14 protein-coding genes are annotated in these 15092 nt (G+C 61.0%); 7 read left to right on the forward strand and 7 right to left on the reverse strand.

Annotation, left to right across the window (positions count from 1 at the left end; all coding sequences use genetic code 11):
- The first annotated feature begins 15 nt into the window (after nucleotides 1-15).
- A complete protein-coding gene (locus tag FHX16_RS04045) occupies nucleotides 16-315 on the forward strand; it encodes a DUF1127 domain-containing protein (RefSeq protein ID WP_114711580.1) in 300 nt (99 codons plus the stop codon).
- A gap of 86 nt (nucleotides 316-401) precedes the next feature.
- Here FHX16_RS04045 and FHX16_RS04050 read toward each other — a convergent pair whose 3' ends face one another.
- From FHX16_RS04050 to FHX16_RS04070, 5 genes are all read right to left on the reverse strand, one after another.
- Nucleotides 402-1262, reverse strand: a complete 861-nt coding sequence (locus FHX16_RS04050) for a DUF937 domain-containing protein (protein WP_183860090.1) — start codon at nucleotides 1260-1262, stop codon at nucleotides 402-404.
- Between the two features lie 86 nt (nucleotides 1263-1348).
- Complete coding sequence (locus tag FHX16_RS04055; RefSeq protein WP_183860088.1) at nucleotides 1349-2722, reverse strand: glutamate--cysteine ligase; 1374 nt, start codon at nucleotides 2720-2722, stop codon at nucleotides 1349-1351.
- Between the two features lie 149 nt (nucleotides 2723-2871).
- Nucleotides 2872-3609, reverse strand: coding sequence for a 16S rRNA (uracil(1498)-N(3))-methyltransferase (locus FHX16_RS04060; RefSeq protein WP_183860086.1), 738 nt, complete (start codon nucleotides 3607-3609; stop codon nucleotides 2872-2874).
- A 13-nt stretch (nucleotides 3610-3622) separates the two neighbouring features.
- Nucleotides 3623-5122, reverse strand: coding sequence for an inorganic phosphate transporter (locus tag FHX16_RS04065; RefSeq protein ID WP_259126583.1), 1500 nt, complete (start codon nucleotides 5120-5122; stop codon nucleotides 3623-3625).
- Nucleotides 5123-5186: 64 nt separating this feature from the next.
- The gene (locus FHX16_RS04070) at nucleotides 5187-5699 is read right to left on the reverse strand and encodes an NUDIX hydrolase (protein ID WP_183860082.1); all 513 of its coding nucleotides are present in this window, start codon (nucleotides 5697-5699) and stop codon (nucleotides 5187-5189) included.
- 255 nt (nucleotides 5700-5954) lie between these two features.
- Between FHX16_RS04070 and FHX16_RS04075 the strand changes: the two genes are divergently transcribed.
- The gene (locus tag FHX16_RS04075) at nucleotides 5955-6845 is read left to right on the forward strand and encodes a LysR substrate-binding domain-containing protein (protein WP_183860079.1); all 891 of its coding nucleotides are present in this window, start codon (nucleotides 5955-5957) and stop codon (nucleotides 6843-6845) included.
- A gap of 92 nt (nucleotides 6846-6937) precedes the next feature.
- The gene (locus FHX16_RS04080) at nucleotides 6938-8095 is read left to right on the forward strand and encodes an adenosylhomocysteinase (RefSeq protein ID WP_183860077.1); all 1158 of its coding nucleotides are present in this window, start codon (nucleotides 6938-6940) and stop codon (nucleotides 8093-8095) included.
- A gap of 30 nt (nucleotides 8096-8125) precedes the next feature.
- Here FHX16_RS04080 and FHX16_RS04085 read toward each other — a convergent pair whose 3' ends face one another.
- On the reverse strand, nucleotides 8126-9124 hold the full coding sequence (locus FHX16_RS04085) for a zinc-dependent alcohol dehydrogenase family protein (RefSeq protein WP_183860075.1): 999 nt from the start codon (nucleotides 9122-9124) through the stop codon (nucleotides 8126-8128).
- Nucleotides 9125-9230: 106 nt separating this feature from the next.
- Here FHX16_RS04085 and FHX16_RS04090 point away from each other — a divergent pair, with 106 nt between their 5' ends.
- Nucleotides 9231-10082: a LysR family transcriptional regulator gene (locus FHX16_RS04090; protein ID WP_183860073.1), complete on the forward strand. Its 852-nt coding sequence runs from the start codon at nucleotides 9231-9233 to the stop codon at nucleotides 10080-10082.
- A gap of 12 nt (nucleotides 10083-10094) precedes the next feature.
- On the opposite strand, the gene FHX16_RS04095 is transcribed toward FHX16_RS04090, so the two are convergent.
- Nucleotides 10095-10991, reverse strand: a complete 897-nt coding sequence (locus tag FHX16_RS04095; protein ID WP_259126586.1) for a LysR family transcriptional regulator — start codon at nucleotides 10989-10991, stop codon at nucleotides 10095-10097.
- Between the two features lie 134 nt (nucleotides 10992-11125).
- On the opposite strand from FHX16_RS04095, the gene FHX16_RS04100 reads away from it, so the two are divergent.
- From FHX16_RS04100 to glcF, 3 genes are read left to right on the forward strand one after another with little or no spacing between them, the layout of a single operon-like run.
- On the forward strand, nucleotides 11126-12565 hold the full coding sequence (locus tag FHX16_RS04100) for an FAD-linked oxidase C-terminal domain-containing protein (protein ID WP_183860071.1): 1440 nt from the start codon (nucleotides 11126-11128) through the stop codon (nucleotides 12563-12565).
- Nucleotides 12562-13767: a glycolate oxidase subunit GlcE gene (gene glcE / locus FHX16_RS04105; protein WP_183860069.1), complete on the forward strand. Its 1206-nt coding sequence runs from the start codon at nucleotides 12562-12564 to the stop codon at nucleotides 13765-13767. The genes FHX16_RS04100 and glcE overlap by 4 nt, the downstream gene beginning before the upstream one ends.
- A 5-nt stretch (nucleotides 13768-13772) precedes the next feature.
- Entirely contained in the window at nucleotides 13773-15086 is a 1314-nt protein-coding gene (gene glcF, locus FHX16_RS04110) for a glycolate oxidase subunit GlcF (protein ID WP_183860067.1), read from the forward strand.
- Nucleotides 15087-15092: the final 6 nt, after the last annotated feature.

Genomic DNA, 15092 nt, shown 5'->3' on the forward strand with positions numbered 1-15092 from the left:
TGAAAGGATCGTCCCATGCGCACGACAGACCGGATACTCGAACTCGACTGCAGCCCGACCTCGCTGACGTTTGCTCAGCGCGTCGCACATGGCTTTGCAACGCTGTCATCCGTACTGCGCGTGTTCCGCAATCGTATGGAGATCAACCGGCTGCACGAGCTCGATGACAATCAATTGAAGGATATCGGCCTTTCAAGGACCGATCTCACTTCCGCGTTCCTGGCGTCCACCTTCTTTGAAGATCCGTCGGAACACCTGACCCGCTCCGCGAGCGTTCGCGGACGTAAGTCGCTCTTCCGGTCCCGAAAGGATTAAGGCCGGCCCAGTTTTTCCCCGCAGGGTGATAGCCAATAGCCCTGCCTCTTGCCCGGTGCCGGCCTCCCAGCCGTCTCCGGGTTTTTTTATGCCTTGGGGGGAGTGGGGGGCGCCTTGGGCATATAGGTCTCGAAGATCGCTTCCATGCTTTTCTGGTAGTTCTTCTGGACCTCGAGTCCGCTATCGAACATGTTGTTCAGCATGTCCATGTAGTTTTCGGTTTCAGCCTTTGCCTGCTCCTTCGGCGCTTCGGCTGGTTTCGGTTCGACCGGCTTTCCGAGCGAGCCCATCATTTCCTGAAACGCCTTTGCAAAAGGATTGTCGAAAAACGGGTTGGTGACGGCCTTTTGGGCCTCTGGCTTTTGCATGCCGAACATCAGCTGCATCGCCTGCGTGAAAGGGTTGTCGAAGATGCTGGGCTCGGGTGCCGCCGCCTGCTTCGGCGCAAAGCCGGTGCTTTCAAGCCATTTCTGAATGCTCTCACCCATCGCCGTGTTGACGAACGGATTGACTGGCGCCGTCATCTGTCCCATCGACTGCTTGAAGAGGCCCCCCATCAGCGTATCGGCCATGACGGGCAGCATCTGCTTGTAGATCTCCTGTCCGATGCCGGTCATCTGGGCCGCCTGCGCCGCGACGGCCCGCGAGACTTCCTTGGAACCGAACAGCTGCGCGAGGATGTTGTTGCCGTCCGAGATCCCTTGCGGCGTAAAGGCCTTGCTCATGTCCTCAAAATATTTGGTGTAGTTCCCGGAGGCGACCGCCTGCATCAATCCCATGAAGTCGTAAGGGTTGCTGGTGCTTCGCTTCAGGCCGGCGGAAAATGCCGGCATGAGCGCCGCAATCGCCTTGGCGGTCTGCTCCTGAGCCAGATTGAACTGCTTGGAGACCGCATCCATCGCCGCGCCGTTCTGGGCCTGCATCATCATGTCGAAGAGTGGCAGCATGGTAATCCCCTTCCCGGTTTCGCAACGCGTAATTGCGTCACTATAGCCGGAAAAAGGAATGCGCAAACCCCTTTTTGTAGAAGGGCTTAGTATTGATATTCTTCGAAGACCGGCTCAACCGAACCGTTCCAGCGGCCGTGATAGAGCGCCAACAGGTCCTCGGCCAACGTCGCCTTCTTGGCCATGACTTCGTCGAGCGGTGCAAGGAAGATGGTTTCGTCCTGGCCTTCCTTGTTGAGCTTGTTGCGCGCCGTTAGACCCGCCTTCGAAACGGCGATCACTTCGCGCGCGGTTTCATAGAGCTCATGCCCGCGGAACTTTGCCTTTAGGCCCTGAGAGGGGACGGCGTCACGCAAGGCGTTGACCTCGTCGAATGTCCAGTCCTTGGTCAGCATATCGGCGTCTTCGAGCGCCGCGTCATCGTAGAGAAGGCCGACCCAGAAGGCCGGCAACCCACAGATGCGCCGCCAAGGCCCGCCATCCGCACCGCGCATCTCGAGGAAGCGCTTCAGGCGCACGTCGGGGAAAAGCGTCGAAAGATGGTTCGTCCAGTCCCCCATGGTCGGCTCCCATGCGGCGACTTCGCCCTTCAGTGCACCGTTCATGAACTGCCGAAAGGTGACGTGGGTACAGTCGTGATAGTGCCCGTCGCGCACGATGAAATACATCGGAACATCGAGGGCCCATTCGACATAGTCATGGAAGCCGAAATCGTCGCGGAACGTGAAGTCCAACAGACCGGAGCGATTGTTGTCGGTGTCGCGCCAGATGTCGCCACGCCAAGAGAGCAAGCCGTTGAGCTTGCCTTCGGTAAAGGGCGATGAGGCAAAGAGGGCGGTTGCCAGAGACTGCAGCTTCATCGAAACGCGCATCTTCTTGCGCATGTCGGCTTCCGAAGAGAAGTCGAGGTTCACCTGGATCGTGCAGGTGCGATACATCATGTCGAGACCCTTGGATCCGACCTTCGGCATGTAGCGGGTCATGATCTCGTAGCGGGATTTCGGCATGACCGGCGTCTCGGCCAGCGTCCACTTGGGGCTGCCGCCGATACCGAGGAAGCGGATGCCCATCGGTTCTGCGATCTCGCGCAGCGTGGCCAGGTGAGTATTCGATTCCTTGCAGGTCTCGTGGATCGTTTCCAGCGGTGCGCCGGAAAGTTCGAACTGGCCGCCTGGCTCGATCGAGATGGCGCCCATTCCCTTCGGTTCGCCAAGGCCGATGATGTTCTCGCCATCCATGATCGGATCCCAGCCTGACTTTTGCTGCAGTCCTTTCAATAGCGCCGAAATGCTGGCCTCGCCGAAGTACGGCACGGGGCTGTTGTCGGCACGAAAGAAGGCGAACTTCTCATGCTCGGTGCCGATGCGGAATTTTTCTTCAGGCTTGCTTCCCGCAGCAAGATAATCGGTCAGCTCCTGAACCGAAGAGAGTGGCGTCTGGTCGGTGGTATCGCGAGCCATTCAAGTCTACCTGCAATGGGAGAGCGCCTGGGAAAACCCGGGCAATTGGAAGGGTGATTAGGACCGCTCCCACGTATGTTGCAAGTGAAATTGTTTCAACGGTCCATCAAAAAAATAGCAGCATATTTCGGCCGCGACCGATCCTAAGGTTAATTCCAGTCGCCAATCGACGCCTGAATGACCGCCATGGCAGCCACCGCCGCCGTATCCGCCCTGAGGATCCGCGGCCCGAGCGGGATCGCGGTGACGAAATCGAGGCTGCGCAGTCGCGCGCGTTCCTCCTCGGAAAAGCCGCCCTCCGGGCCGACGAGGAGCGCCAGCTTTCGCTCGCTGACTTTGGACAGGAGTGGAAGTGGGTTCTGCCCTGCATCGCCTTCGTCGCAATAGACGATGCGGCGATCGCTCGGCCAAGTATCCAAGAGGTCGAACAACCTCACCGGCTCGGCAACTTCAGGGATAGCAAGAATGCCGCATTGCTCCGCAGCCTCGATGACGTTTGCCCGCAGCTTGTCGAGATTGGTGATCTTACCTTGCACATGCTGGGTCAGCACGGGCCGCAACACGCCGGCACCCATCTCGACCGCCTTCTGCACCAGATAATCCAACCGGCCGACTTTCAGCGGCGCGAAGAGATAGTGCAGGTCGGAAGGGACCGGTTGTGGTCGCGTCTGCTCCTCGGGGATCATTACAATCCGCTTCCGCGACGGAAAGGTCAGGCGCGCCTTCCACTCGCCGTCGCGACCGTTGAAAACGAGCAACTCGGCGCCTTCGGCCATCCGCAGCACGTTGGCGAGATAGTTGAATTGATCTGCCGTTGCCTCCACCGTCGCTCCGGCAGCAAGAGGGGCATCTACGAACAACCGTTGCATCCGGAAATTGGCGCGCATCGAAAGGTCCTGCTCAAACAAAGAGCGCGAACATAACCCAATAGATCATGGCTGCAAGCGCTGCGGAGGCCGGAACGGTGATGATCCAGGCAGCGATGATCGTCATGAAATGCGAACGGCGAACGAGATAGCGACGGCGAACCTCATGTGTGTTCGGATCTTCGGGCTCGTCGGTCGCGAAGCTTTCGGCCTTCCGGCGCATGTATGCGATGCGGCGCTTCGAATGCCGGGTGTACCACTCGCGGAAGAAGCCGACGCCGAACACGGAGCCGACCGCGATATGCGTCGTGCTGACGGGCATACCGAGCCATGAGGCGACGATAACGGTGAAGGCCGTCGACAGCGCCACGCAATAGGCCCGCATGGGGTTGAGCTTGGTGATCTGCTCACCGACCAGACGGATCAGGCGCGGCCCGAAGAGCAACAGACCGATGGAGATGCCGAGAGCGCCAATCAGAAGCACCCAGATCGGCGGCTTCCCATGCGTACCCTCAGGGGACGCACCGACCGCGCGCACGATTGCTGATAGCGGGCCGACGGCGTTCGACACATCGTTGGCACCATGCGCAAAGGAGAGCAAGGCGGCCGAGCCAATCAAGGGGATTTGGAAAAGGACGCGCAGCGAGCTGTTGCGGTTTTCAAGCCCAACCGACTGTCTGCGGACGAACGATCGTGCTGCGAGCCACCCGACGATCCCGGCGCCGAACCCGAAAAGGATGATGGTGAGCGGGGTGAACTCATTGGTCGCTTCGAGCTGCAGGGCCATGTACGACGTGAAGCCACCGATCATCATGGCAATCAGCACCGGCACCCAACTCCGCGCCGCCGCGATCTTGTCATCGCGGTAGATAATAAGGGTTTTCACCATAAAGAGCAGGCCGGCTGCTATCACCCCTCCGAGCAGAGGGGACGTCACCCAGGCCGAGGTGATCTCGATCATCACCCGCCAGTTCACTGGCGCCGGACCGACCGCGCCGACGCCGGCTCCAATCACCGCGCCGACGATCGCATGCGTGGTCGAGACCGGTGCATTCATCCAGGTCGCAAGGTTGATCCACAAGGCGGCGGCCATTAGTGCCGCCATCATGATCCAGCCAAGCGTCCCCGGAGGCACCTGCACAGTATCGACGATGCTTGAAGAGATGGTCTTGACGACCTCGCCGCCGGCAATTGTCGCTCCAAGAATCTCGAAGATGGCGGCGATGACGAGCGCTTGCGCCATCGTCATCGCACGCGCGCCCACCGCTGCGCCGACGTTGTTGGTGACGTCGTTCGCGCCGATGTTCATGGCCATGTAAGCGGCGAGCGCCGCGGCGGCGATTACGAGGACGGCGCCGGGCCGGTCAAAGACATAGACGCCGGCAAAAAGCATCGCGAGCCCGAGAAAGACCAGCGCGATGCCTGGTGCCACCAGCTTTCGCAACACGAACTTCGTGGCGTCCTCGACATGCGTAAGCTTGTCGAGATCCTTGTCGAGCGTTCGTTTCGTGAGGACGGCTGGTCGTTCGGGCATGCTATTCCTTGGCGTTCATTCCTGCTTTAACGTTGCCAAGTTTAGCAGTGCAAGATGGCAGTATTCACTCCGCCGGAATTTGTTTTGGCACACTTGCCGCGAATTGGTCCTGCATGCGGCGCTTGAAAAGCAGAAAGATCTCCCGAAGCTCCGGTTCGTGGACGCACGTCGCGGCTTCGTCGCAGGAAACCCACTCGGTCTTGCGCTCGCCTTTCTCTTTGAAATTCTTGGCGATGCTAGCGACTTCGAGGGCGTAGACCTGAACCCTGCAGGTTACGCTGAGGCCGTTCTTCAAGACCTTGGGATAGGAATAGGTACCGAGGATTTCACTCTCGACCGTCCCGCGCACGCCGGCTTCCTCATAGGCCTCGCGGGCCGCGACCTCGTAGGCGGTACGTCCGTCCATCGGCCAGCCTTTGGGGATGACCCAGCGGCCAGTGTCGCGGCTCGTTAGCAGCAGCACCTCGATCTCGCCTGTCTTCTTCTTCACCCGATAGCAAAGCGCAGCATATTGTTGACGCGGTGGGCGTCTGAACATCAGCTGTACGTCAGAAGCGAGACGGGCGAGGAGAGTCAACGGTCGGGTCACCTTTTATTTTAGTTCCTTCGATCAGCTATATTAGTATCCAATGGAAAGCTTGCGCGATCCATACGTCTTTCAAGTTTTCCAGCGGGATTTGATACTTATCAATAAGGCAGCTTCCGCTTCGCTACGGTTCGGAAAATCCGCCAAATACTATCCTGATTCCGCCATTGCACAGGTGTTCAATGTGCACCCGTCTTGCATTCGGATCAACGACGGGGTCATGTCATACACTGTTATGTCAATACTATGGTAACCATGCGTCTTCCTCCTCTAAAAGCAGTCCGTGCCTTCGAAGCCGTTTGCCGTCACGGAAGCATTCTCGGCGCTGCCGCCGAGCTTGGGGTGGTCCGGGGCGCGGTGCGCCAGCAGATCTCAATTCTGGAAAACTACTTCGGCGAGAAACTATTCGAACGCGACGGGAGAAAATTGGCTGCAACCACGAAAGCTGTACAGTTCGCGGAGGCCTCCAATGCCGCACTTGCGACGCTGGAACGCGCCGCTGCAGATTTTGTCGGTGCGGGGCATCGCCGCATCCGCTTGGGCGTACCTTCCGCCTTTGCCATATGGTGGCTGATGCCACGGCTTGCAAACATGCAGGATGCGCTTGGCGTCGTCGAGGTCGATATCGTGCCGATGACGGTCGTCGAGCCGTTGGCGCTGCATCCTGAACTCGATGCGGTCATTATGGGCGCCGAATACCGGCCGGCGGTAGGAGTGACGGCGGTCAAGTTTATGGAGGACGAATTTGGGCCCATCGCGACGCCCGATCTTGCAGACCGGATCGCGAGAGATCCTCGGCTGATGGCGGAGGTCACGGCTCTTTTCAGCCGCACTGCGCCAACCCTTTGGCAGGAGTGGTTTGCCGAGAGCGGTACACTGGCAGTGACGTTTCGGCGCAAGCAGGAGTTTGAAGATCTGCTTCTGGCAATCGGGGCGGCCCGATCAGGAATCGGTGTCGTTCTCGCGCCACGCGCAGCCATCGAGGATGATTTGCAGCGCAAAGTGCTTGCGGCACCCTACGGCTTCGTTCGCCGATCGGCCGGCTATAGCCTGTCGTGTCGCGACGCTGACACGAAGAAGCCTGCATTCTCCGCACTTCGAGATTGGTTGGTCCGGTTGGGCGCGGCAACCCAATAGGCAGATTTTCTGCCCTATTGCGAAGAATTATCTCCATGGCCGAAAAGCGTGGCCGGGTCTAACACTGCATTAGCAGCAGAAGGACACGGAATATGCAGAGAGACGCAACCCGCATCGAATGGATCGGCAACAGCTGCCGATTGCTCAAGGCAACGGCGGCGGAATTCGAGAAAACCCAACCGTTCGCCGGTCTGACCATCGGCACCGGCATCCATCTGGAGCCGAAGACCGTAGCGCTGCTGATGACACTCAAGGCCGGTGGCGCACGGCTCGTCTGCACCGGAAACCTGAACAGCACGCAGCCTTCGACCGTCGAGTTTCTTCGTTCGCAAGAGATCACCGTGTTTGCGACCCAGACGACGGACCCGGTCGCGCATCACAAGAGCCTCGAGGCGGTTGTTGCGGAAAGGCCGGATCTGCTGCTCGACAACGGCGGCGACCTTTTTGCGATCGCGGCCGAGGCTCCTTACGCTGGCCTTCTCGGGGGGACGGAGGAGACGACGTCCGGCCGCACACGTCTGCTGCCGATGCGGGAAAAATTGAATATGCCGATCCTGGTCATCAACGACAGCCCGATCAAGCAGTTCGCCGAAAACAAGCATGCCGTCGGCCAGAGCCTGTTCGAAAGCTACATGCGCTTCACCAATCGCTCGACCAACGGCAAGCGTGTGACGGTTTTCGGCTATGGCGCCTGCGGCAAAGGCACTGCAGCCTGCTTCCGCAATGCGTTTTCAACCGTCAGCGTCGTTGATATCGATCCAGTGACTGCGCTAGAGGCGCACCTCGACGGCTTCTCCACGCCGCTGCGCAACGAGGCGATTGCCTCAGCCGACGTGCTTGTCACCGTTACCGGCTTTCCCGCGATCGTCACCGCCGCCGACCTCCCGCTGATCAAGGATGGCGCGATCCTGATGAATGGTGGACATTTTCCGCATGAGATCGATGTTGCGGCGTTTCGACAGCACCCCGAAGTCGTCCGGATCGATCGCTACGAGGCGGACCATATCGAGACCTTGCACCTGAGGGATGGCCGCTCTTTCCATATTCTTGGCGGCGGGCATATGGCAAACCTTGCCGGCCCCCGGCCGCTCGGCAATTCCGTCGAATCGATGGATCTTGGTTTTACGCTGCAGGCGCGCTGCCTTGAGCGTGTCGCCAGGCGCGAAGTCGGCGCCGAGAGCTGCATCGTCCCGGTGCCGAGGGATATCGACGCGATGGTGGCAAGCGCCTATCTCGATCTGGCGCGTTAAGGAGAGGGCGCGGCGCGCGCCCTTCAAACTTTAGGCGATCTCAACCACCAGCTTGCCGTTTGCCTGACGGCTTTCGATTAGAGCATGGGCTTCCGCGACATCGGAAAGTCCGAAGCGACGCGCGTCCAGCCTTGGCATCAGCTTTCCGGCCTCGACGAGTTTGCCGACCTCACGCAGGATCTTGCCGTGGTGGCTTCGACCTTCGCCGGTCAGAAGCGGCAGCAGCGTAAACACTCCCGAATAGGTTGCCGCTTTGAACGACAGCGGGGCAAGCGCGTGTGTTCCCCATCCGAGCGCGCTGACGACGTGACCGAAGCGGCCGATCGCCTGGAAGGCAGTGTCAAGGCTGGCGCCGCCGACCGTATCGTAGACGATGTCGAAGCCTTTGCCCCCCGCGTGATTGACGACATAGTCCGTCACGGTCTCCACCCGGTAGTCGATCGGCGTTGCTCCGAGGCTTCCGAGGTAGTCAGCCTTGGCGGCACCGTCGACGGCAAATACATCGGCACCTACGGCTTTTGCGATCTGTACGGCAATGTGCCCGACGCCGCCGCCGGCGCCGAGGACAAGAACCTGCTGACCATCGCGGACATTGGTGCGATCGACCAGGCCCTCCCAGGCGGTAATGGCGATCAGCGGCAGCGCTGCTGCCTCCCGCATCGAGAGATTGTGGGGCTTCGGCGCGAGCAGCCTGGCGTCAACCGCCGCGAATTCAGCCAGCGAGCCTTGGATGCCGCCGACGCCACCGGTCATGCCGTAAACCTCGTCGCCACGGCGGAACTCGGTGACGCCGGGACCTACCTGCTCGACGACTCCGGCCAGATCAATGCCAAGAACGGCGGGAAACGGATGCCGCGCATGGGCGGCATTGCCGGCACGGATCTTGGTGTCCAAAGGATTGACGCCGCTCGCCTTGATCCGAACCAAAATCTCACCCTCGCGTGGCGTCGGTTCGGCGATCTCGACCAAGCGGAAATCGGCGTTCGGCGCGTCGATCAGGAGCGCCTTCATCGTTGTGGACTGAGACATGCAACTCTCCGTTCGTTTGAATTGCCCGGAGAATGCGCCGTTGATGTGCGAATGGAAATGAAAGAGAATGCACGATGTCCATGCATTTTTGTTTGGGAGCCGGATAGTGGAATGGAGCGATCTCAAGCTGTTCCTGGCGATCGCCCGCCATGGAACTCTCGGCGCTGCCGCCCGCAGCCTCGGCCTGACGCAGCCGACGATGGGGCGTCGCCTTCGCGCTCTGGAAGTTTCGCTCGGCCAGACGCTGTTTCAGCGGACAGCCGACGGCTTTGTGCTGACGGACGAGGGCACGGCCGTCTTCACGCACGCCGAACGGATGGAAGAGGAAGCGCTGGCTCTCGAACGTGAACTCGCCGGACAAAGCCGGCAGTTGAGCGGCTTCCTACGCCTGTCGTCGTCGGAGTGGTTCGGTGCACATGTGCTTGCGCCGGTGCTTGCGGAATTCTCGCTGCGCCATCCGAAGATCGTCGTCGAATTGCTGACCGATAGCCGCCTGCTCAGCCTCTCCCGCCGCGAGGCGGACGTCGTCGTTCGGATCGCGCCCTTCACCGAGCCTGATGTAATATCGCGCAAGCTGCTGCATATCGAGTACCAGCTCTATACGCGCCGGGGCGCAGAGCATCCGAAGGCAGGGGATGGCGCAGGCGCGCGCCTGGTCACGATGGACGAAGCCTTCGGCGGCATGCCCGATGTCATGTGGCTGGCGCGCGTCCTGCCAAAGGCCGAGATCGCCATGCGCAGCAACAACCGCGATGTGCAGGCGACGCTGTGCAGGAATGGCGCGGGGCTCGCCGTCCTGCCGCGCCCCCTCGGCGATGCGATCGCTGACATCGAGCCGGTCGATCTCGGCGAAGCCCCGCCTGGGCGCGACACCTGGATCGGTTATCACCGGGACATGAAACGGCAGGCCCGCCTGCGGGCGCTCCTCGATCTCGTCATCGAGAGGCTGGCGAGTTGACCAGTGAAAGCTCTAGCGTTCCCAATAGGGGACCGGGCCGTAGACCTCGGCGAGATAGTCGATGAACAGCCGCACCTTGGCCGGCAGGAACTGGCGGCTTGGGTAGATTGCCGACAGCGTCACGCTGCGCGACCCCTCATAGGCAGGGAGAATGTGCACCAGCCGACCATCCTTCAACTCGCGGCTGATGTCCCAAGTGGAGCGCAGCGCAATGCCGAGCCCAGATATCACGGCCTCACGCACGACCTCGCTGGAGTTCGTCACAAGCATCCCTTCCGGCCGGAGTGAAAGCGGGCCCTCAGGCCCTTCCAGTCGCCAGGCATCGTTGTTGTGAGCAGGCAGACAGCGGTGCTGCTTCAGGTCTTCGATCGTTTCCGGCGTGCCGTTGGCGGAAAGATAATCGGGGGAGGCGCAAAGCAGGCGCCTGACCGGCGCGAGTCGCCGCGCGACGAGGCTCGAATCCGTCAGTTCCGCAATCCGGATAGCAAGGTCAAAGCCTTCACCGACGATGTCGGTGAACTCGTCGCTGAGCACGAGATTGATCGCAACCCCGGGATGCATGTCCATGAAGGACTTCAGGTGTGGGGCGACATGCGTGCGCCCGAAGGAGGTCGGCGCCGTCACCTTCAGCGTCCCCTGCATCTGCGCCGAGCGCCCGGAGATATAGTATTCGGCCTCCTCGATCCCGGCGAGAATGCCGAGGACGCGATCGTAAAAGCCCTGGCCAGCTTCCGTCAGCGAGATTTGCCGCGTCGTGCGCTGCAAAAGCCGCGTGCCCAGCCGATCTTCCAGCCGTTTGATGCGTTTGGAGACTACGGCCGGTGAGAAACCGAGCGCCCTGCCGGCCAGCGACATGCTCCCGGTCGAAACGACTTTTGCGAAAATTTCAAGGTCACCCAGATTGGTCATACGCTTAGATTGTTTGTCCTTTTGGAATAAGTGCTTAGCATTTGCGCCATAATCGGGAAAGTGTTAAGCCCGTTCGAGCCGGCAGCGCGGAGGATGCGCCGGGTTTTCGCTGCCGCCGGCGAAGGGAGGGAGCCATGTCCGACACCATTTCGTTTCTCGCCCCGCGTGCCGACGTGCTTGCTCGCCGCCGGCAGATTGTTGCCGATCTCATCGACCTGCTGCCGCCGGAATGCTTGGTTCATGAGGCGCGCGAACTGATGCCGTTCGAGACCGATGCCTTCGTTTCCTACCGCCGCATGCCGCTTGCTGTTGCCTTGCCGCGGACAACCGCGGAGGTGGCCGCCGTGATGAAATACTGTCACCGCTACGGTGTCCCGGTGGTGCCGCGTGGTGCGGGAACCTCGCTGTCGGGCGGCGCGATCCCGCAGGAGGATGCGGTCGTCGTCTGCGTCTCAAAGATGAACCGCATCCTCGATATCGATCTTCCCAATCGCGTGGCGGTTGTCGAAGCCGGCGTGACCAATCTGAATATCTCGGAATCCGTCTCGGTGGATGGTTTCTTCTATGCGCCCGATCCCAGCTCGCAGCTGGCCTGCACGATCGGCGGCAATATCGGCATGAATTCGGGCGGCGCGCACTGTCTGAAATACGGGGTTACGACCAATAACCTGCTCGGCGTCAAGATGGTGATGACTGACGGCACTGTCATCGATCTCGGTGGCAAGGCGTTAGATGCGGCAGGCTACGATCTGCTCGGCCTCGTCTGCGGACACGAGGGCCAGCTGGGGATCGTCACCGAAGCGACGGTCCGCCTGATTGCCAAGCCCGAGGGCGCGCGGCCGGTCCTGTTCGGCTTCGATACCTCAGAAGAGGCAGGGTCCTGCGTCGCTGACATCATTGCGTCAGGCATCATTCCGGTTGCCATCGAATTCATGGACAAGCCGGCGATCGAAATCTGTGAAGCCTTTGCCAAGGCCGGCTACCCCCTGGATGTCGGCGCGCTGTTGATCGTGGAGGTCGAGGGATCGGAAGCGGAAATGGACGACATGCTGAAGAGCATCGTCGAAATCGCCCACAGGCATGGCGTGAAGACCGTCCGCGAATGCCAGTCGGCAACCGAGGCGGCGCTGATCTGGAAGGGCCGGAAGTCGGCCTTCGGCGCCACCGGGCGCATCGCCGATTATATCTGCATGGACGGCACCGTGCCGCTCAGCCAGCTTTCCTACGTGCTGAAGAAAACCTCTGAAATCATCGATCGCCATGGGCTTCGCGTCGCCAACGTGTTCCATGCCGGTGATGGCAACATGCACCCCCTGATCCTCTTCAATGCCAACGATCCGGACGACGCCGCACGTGCGGAAGCCGCGGGCATGGAAATCCTGAAGCTGTGTGTCGATGCCGGCGGCTGCCTGACGGGCGAACATGGCGTCGGCATCGAAAAGCGAGACCTGATGCGCCATCAATATTCCGAGGCGGACCTGGCGCAGCAGATGGCGGCACGCGCCGCTTTCGATCCGGCCTGGCTCCTGAACCCGTCCAAGGTCTTCCCGCTCGAGGGACGTCCGGCCGCATGATCGATCTATTGCCTATGACGGATGACGAGGCTGCGGCAATCGTCCGCAGCCATGCACAGGCAGGCAAGCCGCTGGCGATCTGCGGCGGCAACACCCGTTCCGGTTTCGGAAATGCAGTCGCGGCGGAAAGTCGGTTGCGTTCGTCCAACCTGAGCGGCATCACGGCTTATAATCCCGGCGAGATGGTTTTGACTGCACGATCTGGAACGCCAATGTCCGAGATCGAAGCCGCACTCGCTGAGAACGGCCAGATGATGGCCTTCGAACCGATGGATCATCGGCCGGTCATGGGTACATCGGGCGAGCCGACCATCGGCGGCGTTTTTGCCGCCAACGTTTCGGGGCCGCGCCGTTTTGTGGCCGGGGCCGCACGCGACAGCCTGCTTGGCGTGAGCTTCATCAATGGCAAGGGCGAACTGATCAAGGCGGGCGGCCGCGTGATGAAGAACGTGACCGGACTGGATCTCGTCAAGCTGATGGCCGGCTCGCATGGAACGCTGGGGTTGCTGACGGAAGTGACCTTCCGCGTGCCGCCGCGACCGCGAACTGAAGCGACGATTGTCGTTTCCGGCCTCAACGATGCCGAAGCCGCCAACGCCATGGCGGCGGCGATGGCCTCGCCAGTCGAAGTCTCCGGCGCCGCGCATCTGCCGATGACCGTATCCTGGAAATTTCTCGACAGTACGCTTTCGGGAGGCGAGGCGACCTGTCTGCGCATTGAAGGCCTGCCTGGCTCCGTTGAAGCCCGCGCAGCCAAGCTCGTTGCGGCCATGCAAGCGTTCGGATCGGTCACGCGGTTGGAGCAAAACGAGAGCGTACGCCTTTGGAAAGACATCCGGGATGCCGCCCCTTATGCTGACGGCACGATGCGGCCCGTTTGGCGGGTTTCTGTCGCGCCAACCATCGGCCATCAGCTGGTCGCGGCCCTCCGCCTCGAAGCCGGCGTCGACGCATTCTACGACTGGCAGGGCGGGCTGATCTGGATGCGGATGGAGGCGGATGCCGATGCGGATCTCCTGCGCCGTTTCATCAAGGCGCTGGGCGGTGGCCACGCCACGCTGATGCGGGCGCCCGAACCAATGCGGGCATTGACGGCCGCCTTTCAGCCGCAGCAGGAGGCGGTGGCCTTGCTCTCGCAGCGACTGAAACTGAAATTCGATCCCGCCGGCATCTTCAATCCCGGGAAGATGGCAGGAGCCTGAAGGCAATGCAGACCAATTTTACGCCCGCCCAGCTTGCCGACCCTCATGTCGCCGAATCCGAGCAGATCCTGCGCAAATGCGTGCATTGCGGCTTCTGCACCGCGACCTGTCCGACCTATGTGACGCTCGGCAACGAACTCGACAGCCCGCGCGGGCGCATCTACCTGATCAAGGACATGCTGGAAAACGGGCGCCCGGCGGATGCCGAGGTGGTCACCCATATCGACCGCTGTCTCTCGTGTCTCGCCTGCGTGACGACCTGTCCCTCCGGGGTCGACTACATGCACCTCGTCGACCATGCACGGGCACACATCGAGAAGACCTACAAGCGTCCTTTCATGAACCGGCTCGTGCGCGCCATCCTTGCCGCTGTCCTGCCATATCCTGATCGGTTTCGCCTTGCGATCAAGCTGTCGTCGGTGGGCCGACCGTTTGCCGGGTTCCTTCAGCACTCGCCCGCATTGAAGCCATTTGCCGCAATGCTGGCGCTGGCGCCGCGACATATCCCTCCCGCCTCGATCTATGCAGCACCGGCAAGCCACGCGGCGGCCGGTGAAAAGCGCGGACGCGTCGCGATCCTAACCGGCTGCGCGCAGCCAGCCCTCGATCCAGGCATCAACGAGGCGACCATCAAGCTGCTGACGCGACTGGGTGTTGAGGTGGTCGTACCCGAGGGGGAAAGTTGCTGCGGCTCGCTCGTCCATCACATGGGACGCGAAGAGCAGGCGTTAGCAAGCGCACGCGCCAACGTCGATGTGTGGACGGGTGAACTCGAAAAGGGTGGGCTCGACGCGATCATCATCACCGCTTCCGGCTGCGGCACGACGATCAAGGATTACGGTCACATGCTGCGGCTCGATCCCGCCTACGCCGAAAAGGCGGCGCGCATCTCGTCGCTGGCGAAGGATGTCACCGAGTACCTTGCGTCGCTTGACCTGCCGGCCCAGATGCCGAAAGGCGTCATCGTCGCCTATCACTCCGCCTGCTCGATGCAGCACGGCCAGAGGATCACGATGGCGCCGAAGCAGCTGCTGAAGGCGGCCGGCTTCAACGTCCGCGATCCCGCGGAAGGCCACCTCTGTTGCGGATCTGCCGGTACCTACAACATCATGCAGTCCGATATTTCCGAAGCGCTCAAGACCCGCAAGGTCAGGAATATCGAGGCGACGAAGCCGCATGTGATCGCAACCGGCAACATCGGCTGCATGATGCAGATCACGACCGGGACAGCAATTCCGATCGTTCACACGGTCCAACTGCTGGACTGGGCCTACGGCGGAGATGTACCGGAAAAATTAAAGGATTTGCCCTTAGCTTAGCGGCGC

The organism is Rhizobium sp. BK661 (assembly GCF_024808825.1).
Lineage (GTDB): Bacteria > Pseudomonadota > Alphaproteobacteria > Rhizobiales > Rhizobiaceae > Rhizobium.

Bases quoted from the DNA above. Each gene is read 5' to 3' on its own strand.
- FHX16_RS04075 (WP_183860079.1), top strand. From the start codon at position 5,955: ATGGTAACCATGCGTCTTCCTCCTCTAAAAGCAGTCCGTGCCTTCGAA.
- FHX16_RS04080 (WP_183860077.1), top strand. From the start codon at position 6,938: ATGCAGAGAGACGCAACCCGCATCGAATGGATCGGCAACAGCTGCCGA.
- FHX16_RS04100 (WP_183860071.1), top strand. From the start codon at position 11,126: ATGTCCGACACCATTTCGTTTCTCGCCCCGCGTGCCGACGTGCTTGCT.
- FHX16_RS04045 (WP_114711580.1), top strand. From the start codon at position 16: ATGCGCACGACAGACCGGATACTCGAACTCGACTGCAGCCCGACCTCG.
- FHX16_RS04095 (WP_259126586.1), bottom strand. From the start codon at position 10,991: ATGACCAATCTGGGTGACCTTGAAATTTTCGCAAAAGTCGTTTCGACC.
- FHX16_RS04050 (WP_183860090.1), bottom strand. From the start codon at position 1,262: ATGCTGCCACTCTTCGACATGATGATGCAGGCCCAGAACGGCGCGGCG.
- glcF (WP_183860067.1), top strand. From the start codon at position 13,773: ATGCAGACCAATTTTACGCCCGCCCAGCTTGCCGACCCTCATGTCGCC.
- FHX16_RS04085 (WP_183860075.1), bottom strand. From the start codon at position 9,124: ATGTCTCAGTCCACAACGATGAAGGCGCTCCTGATCGACGCGCCGAAC.
- FHX16_RS04065 (WP_259126583.1), bottom strand. From the start codon at position 5,122: ATGCCCGAACGACCAGCCGTCCTCACGAAACGAACGCTCGACAAGGAT.
- FHX16_RS04055 (WP_183860088.1), bottom strand. From the start codon at position 2,722: ATGGCTCGCGATACCACCGACCAGACGCCACTCTCTTCGGTTCAGGAG.
- FHX16_RS04060 (WP_183860086.1), bottom strand. From the start codon at position 3,609: ATGCGCGCCAATTTCCGGATGCAACGGTTGTTCGTAGATGCCCCTCTT.
- glcE (WP_183860069.1), top strand. From the start codon at position 12,562: ATGATCGATCTATTGCCTATGACGGATGACGAGGCTGCGGCAATCGTC.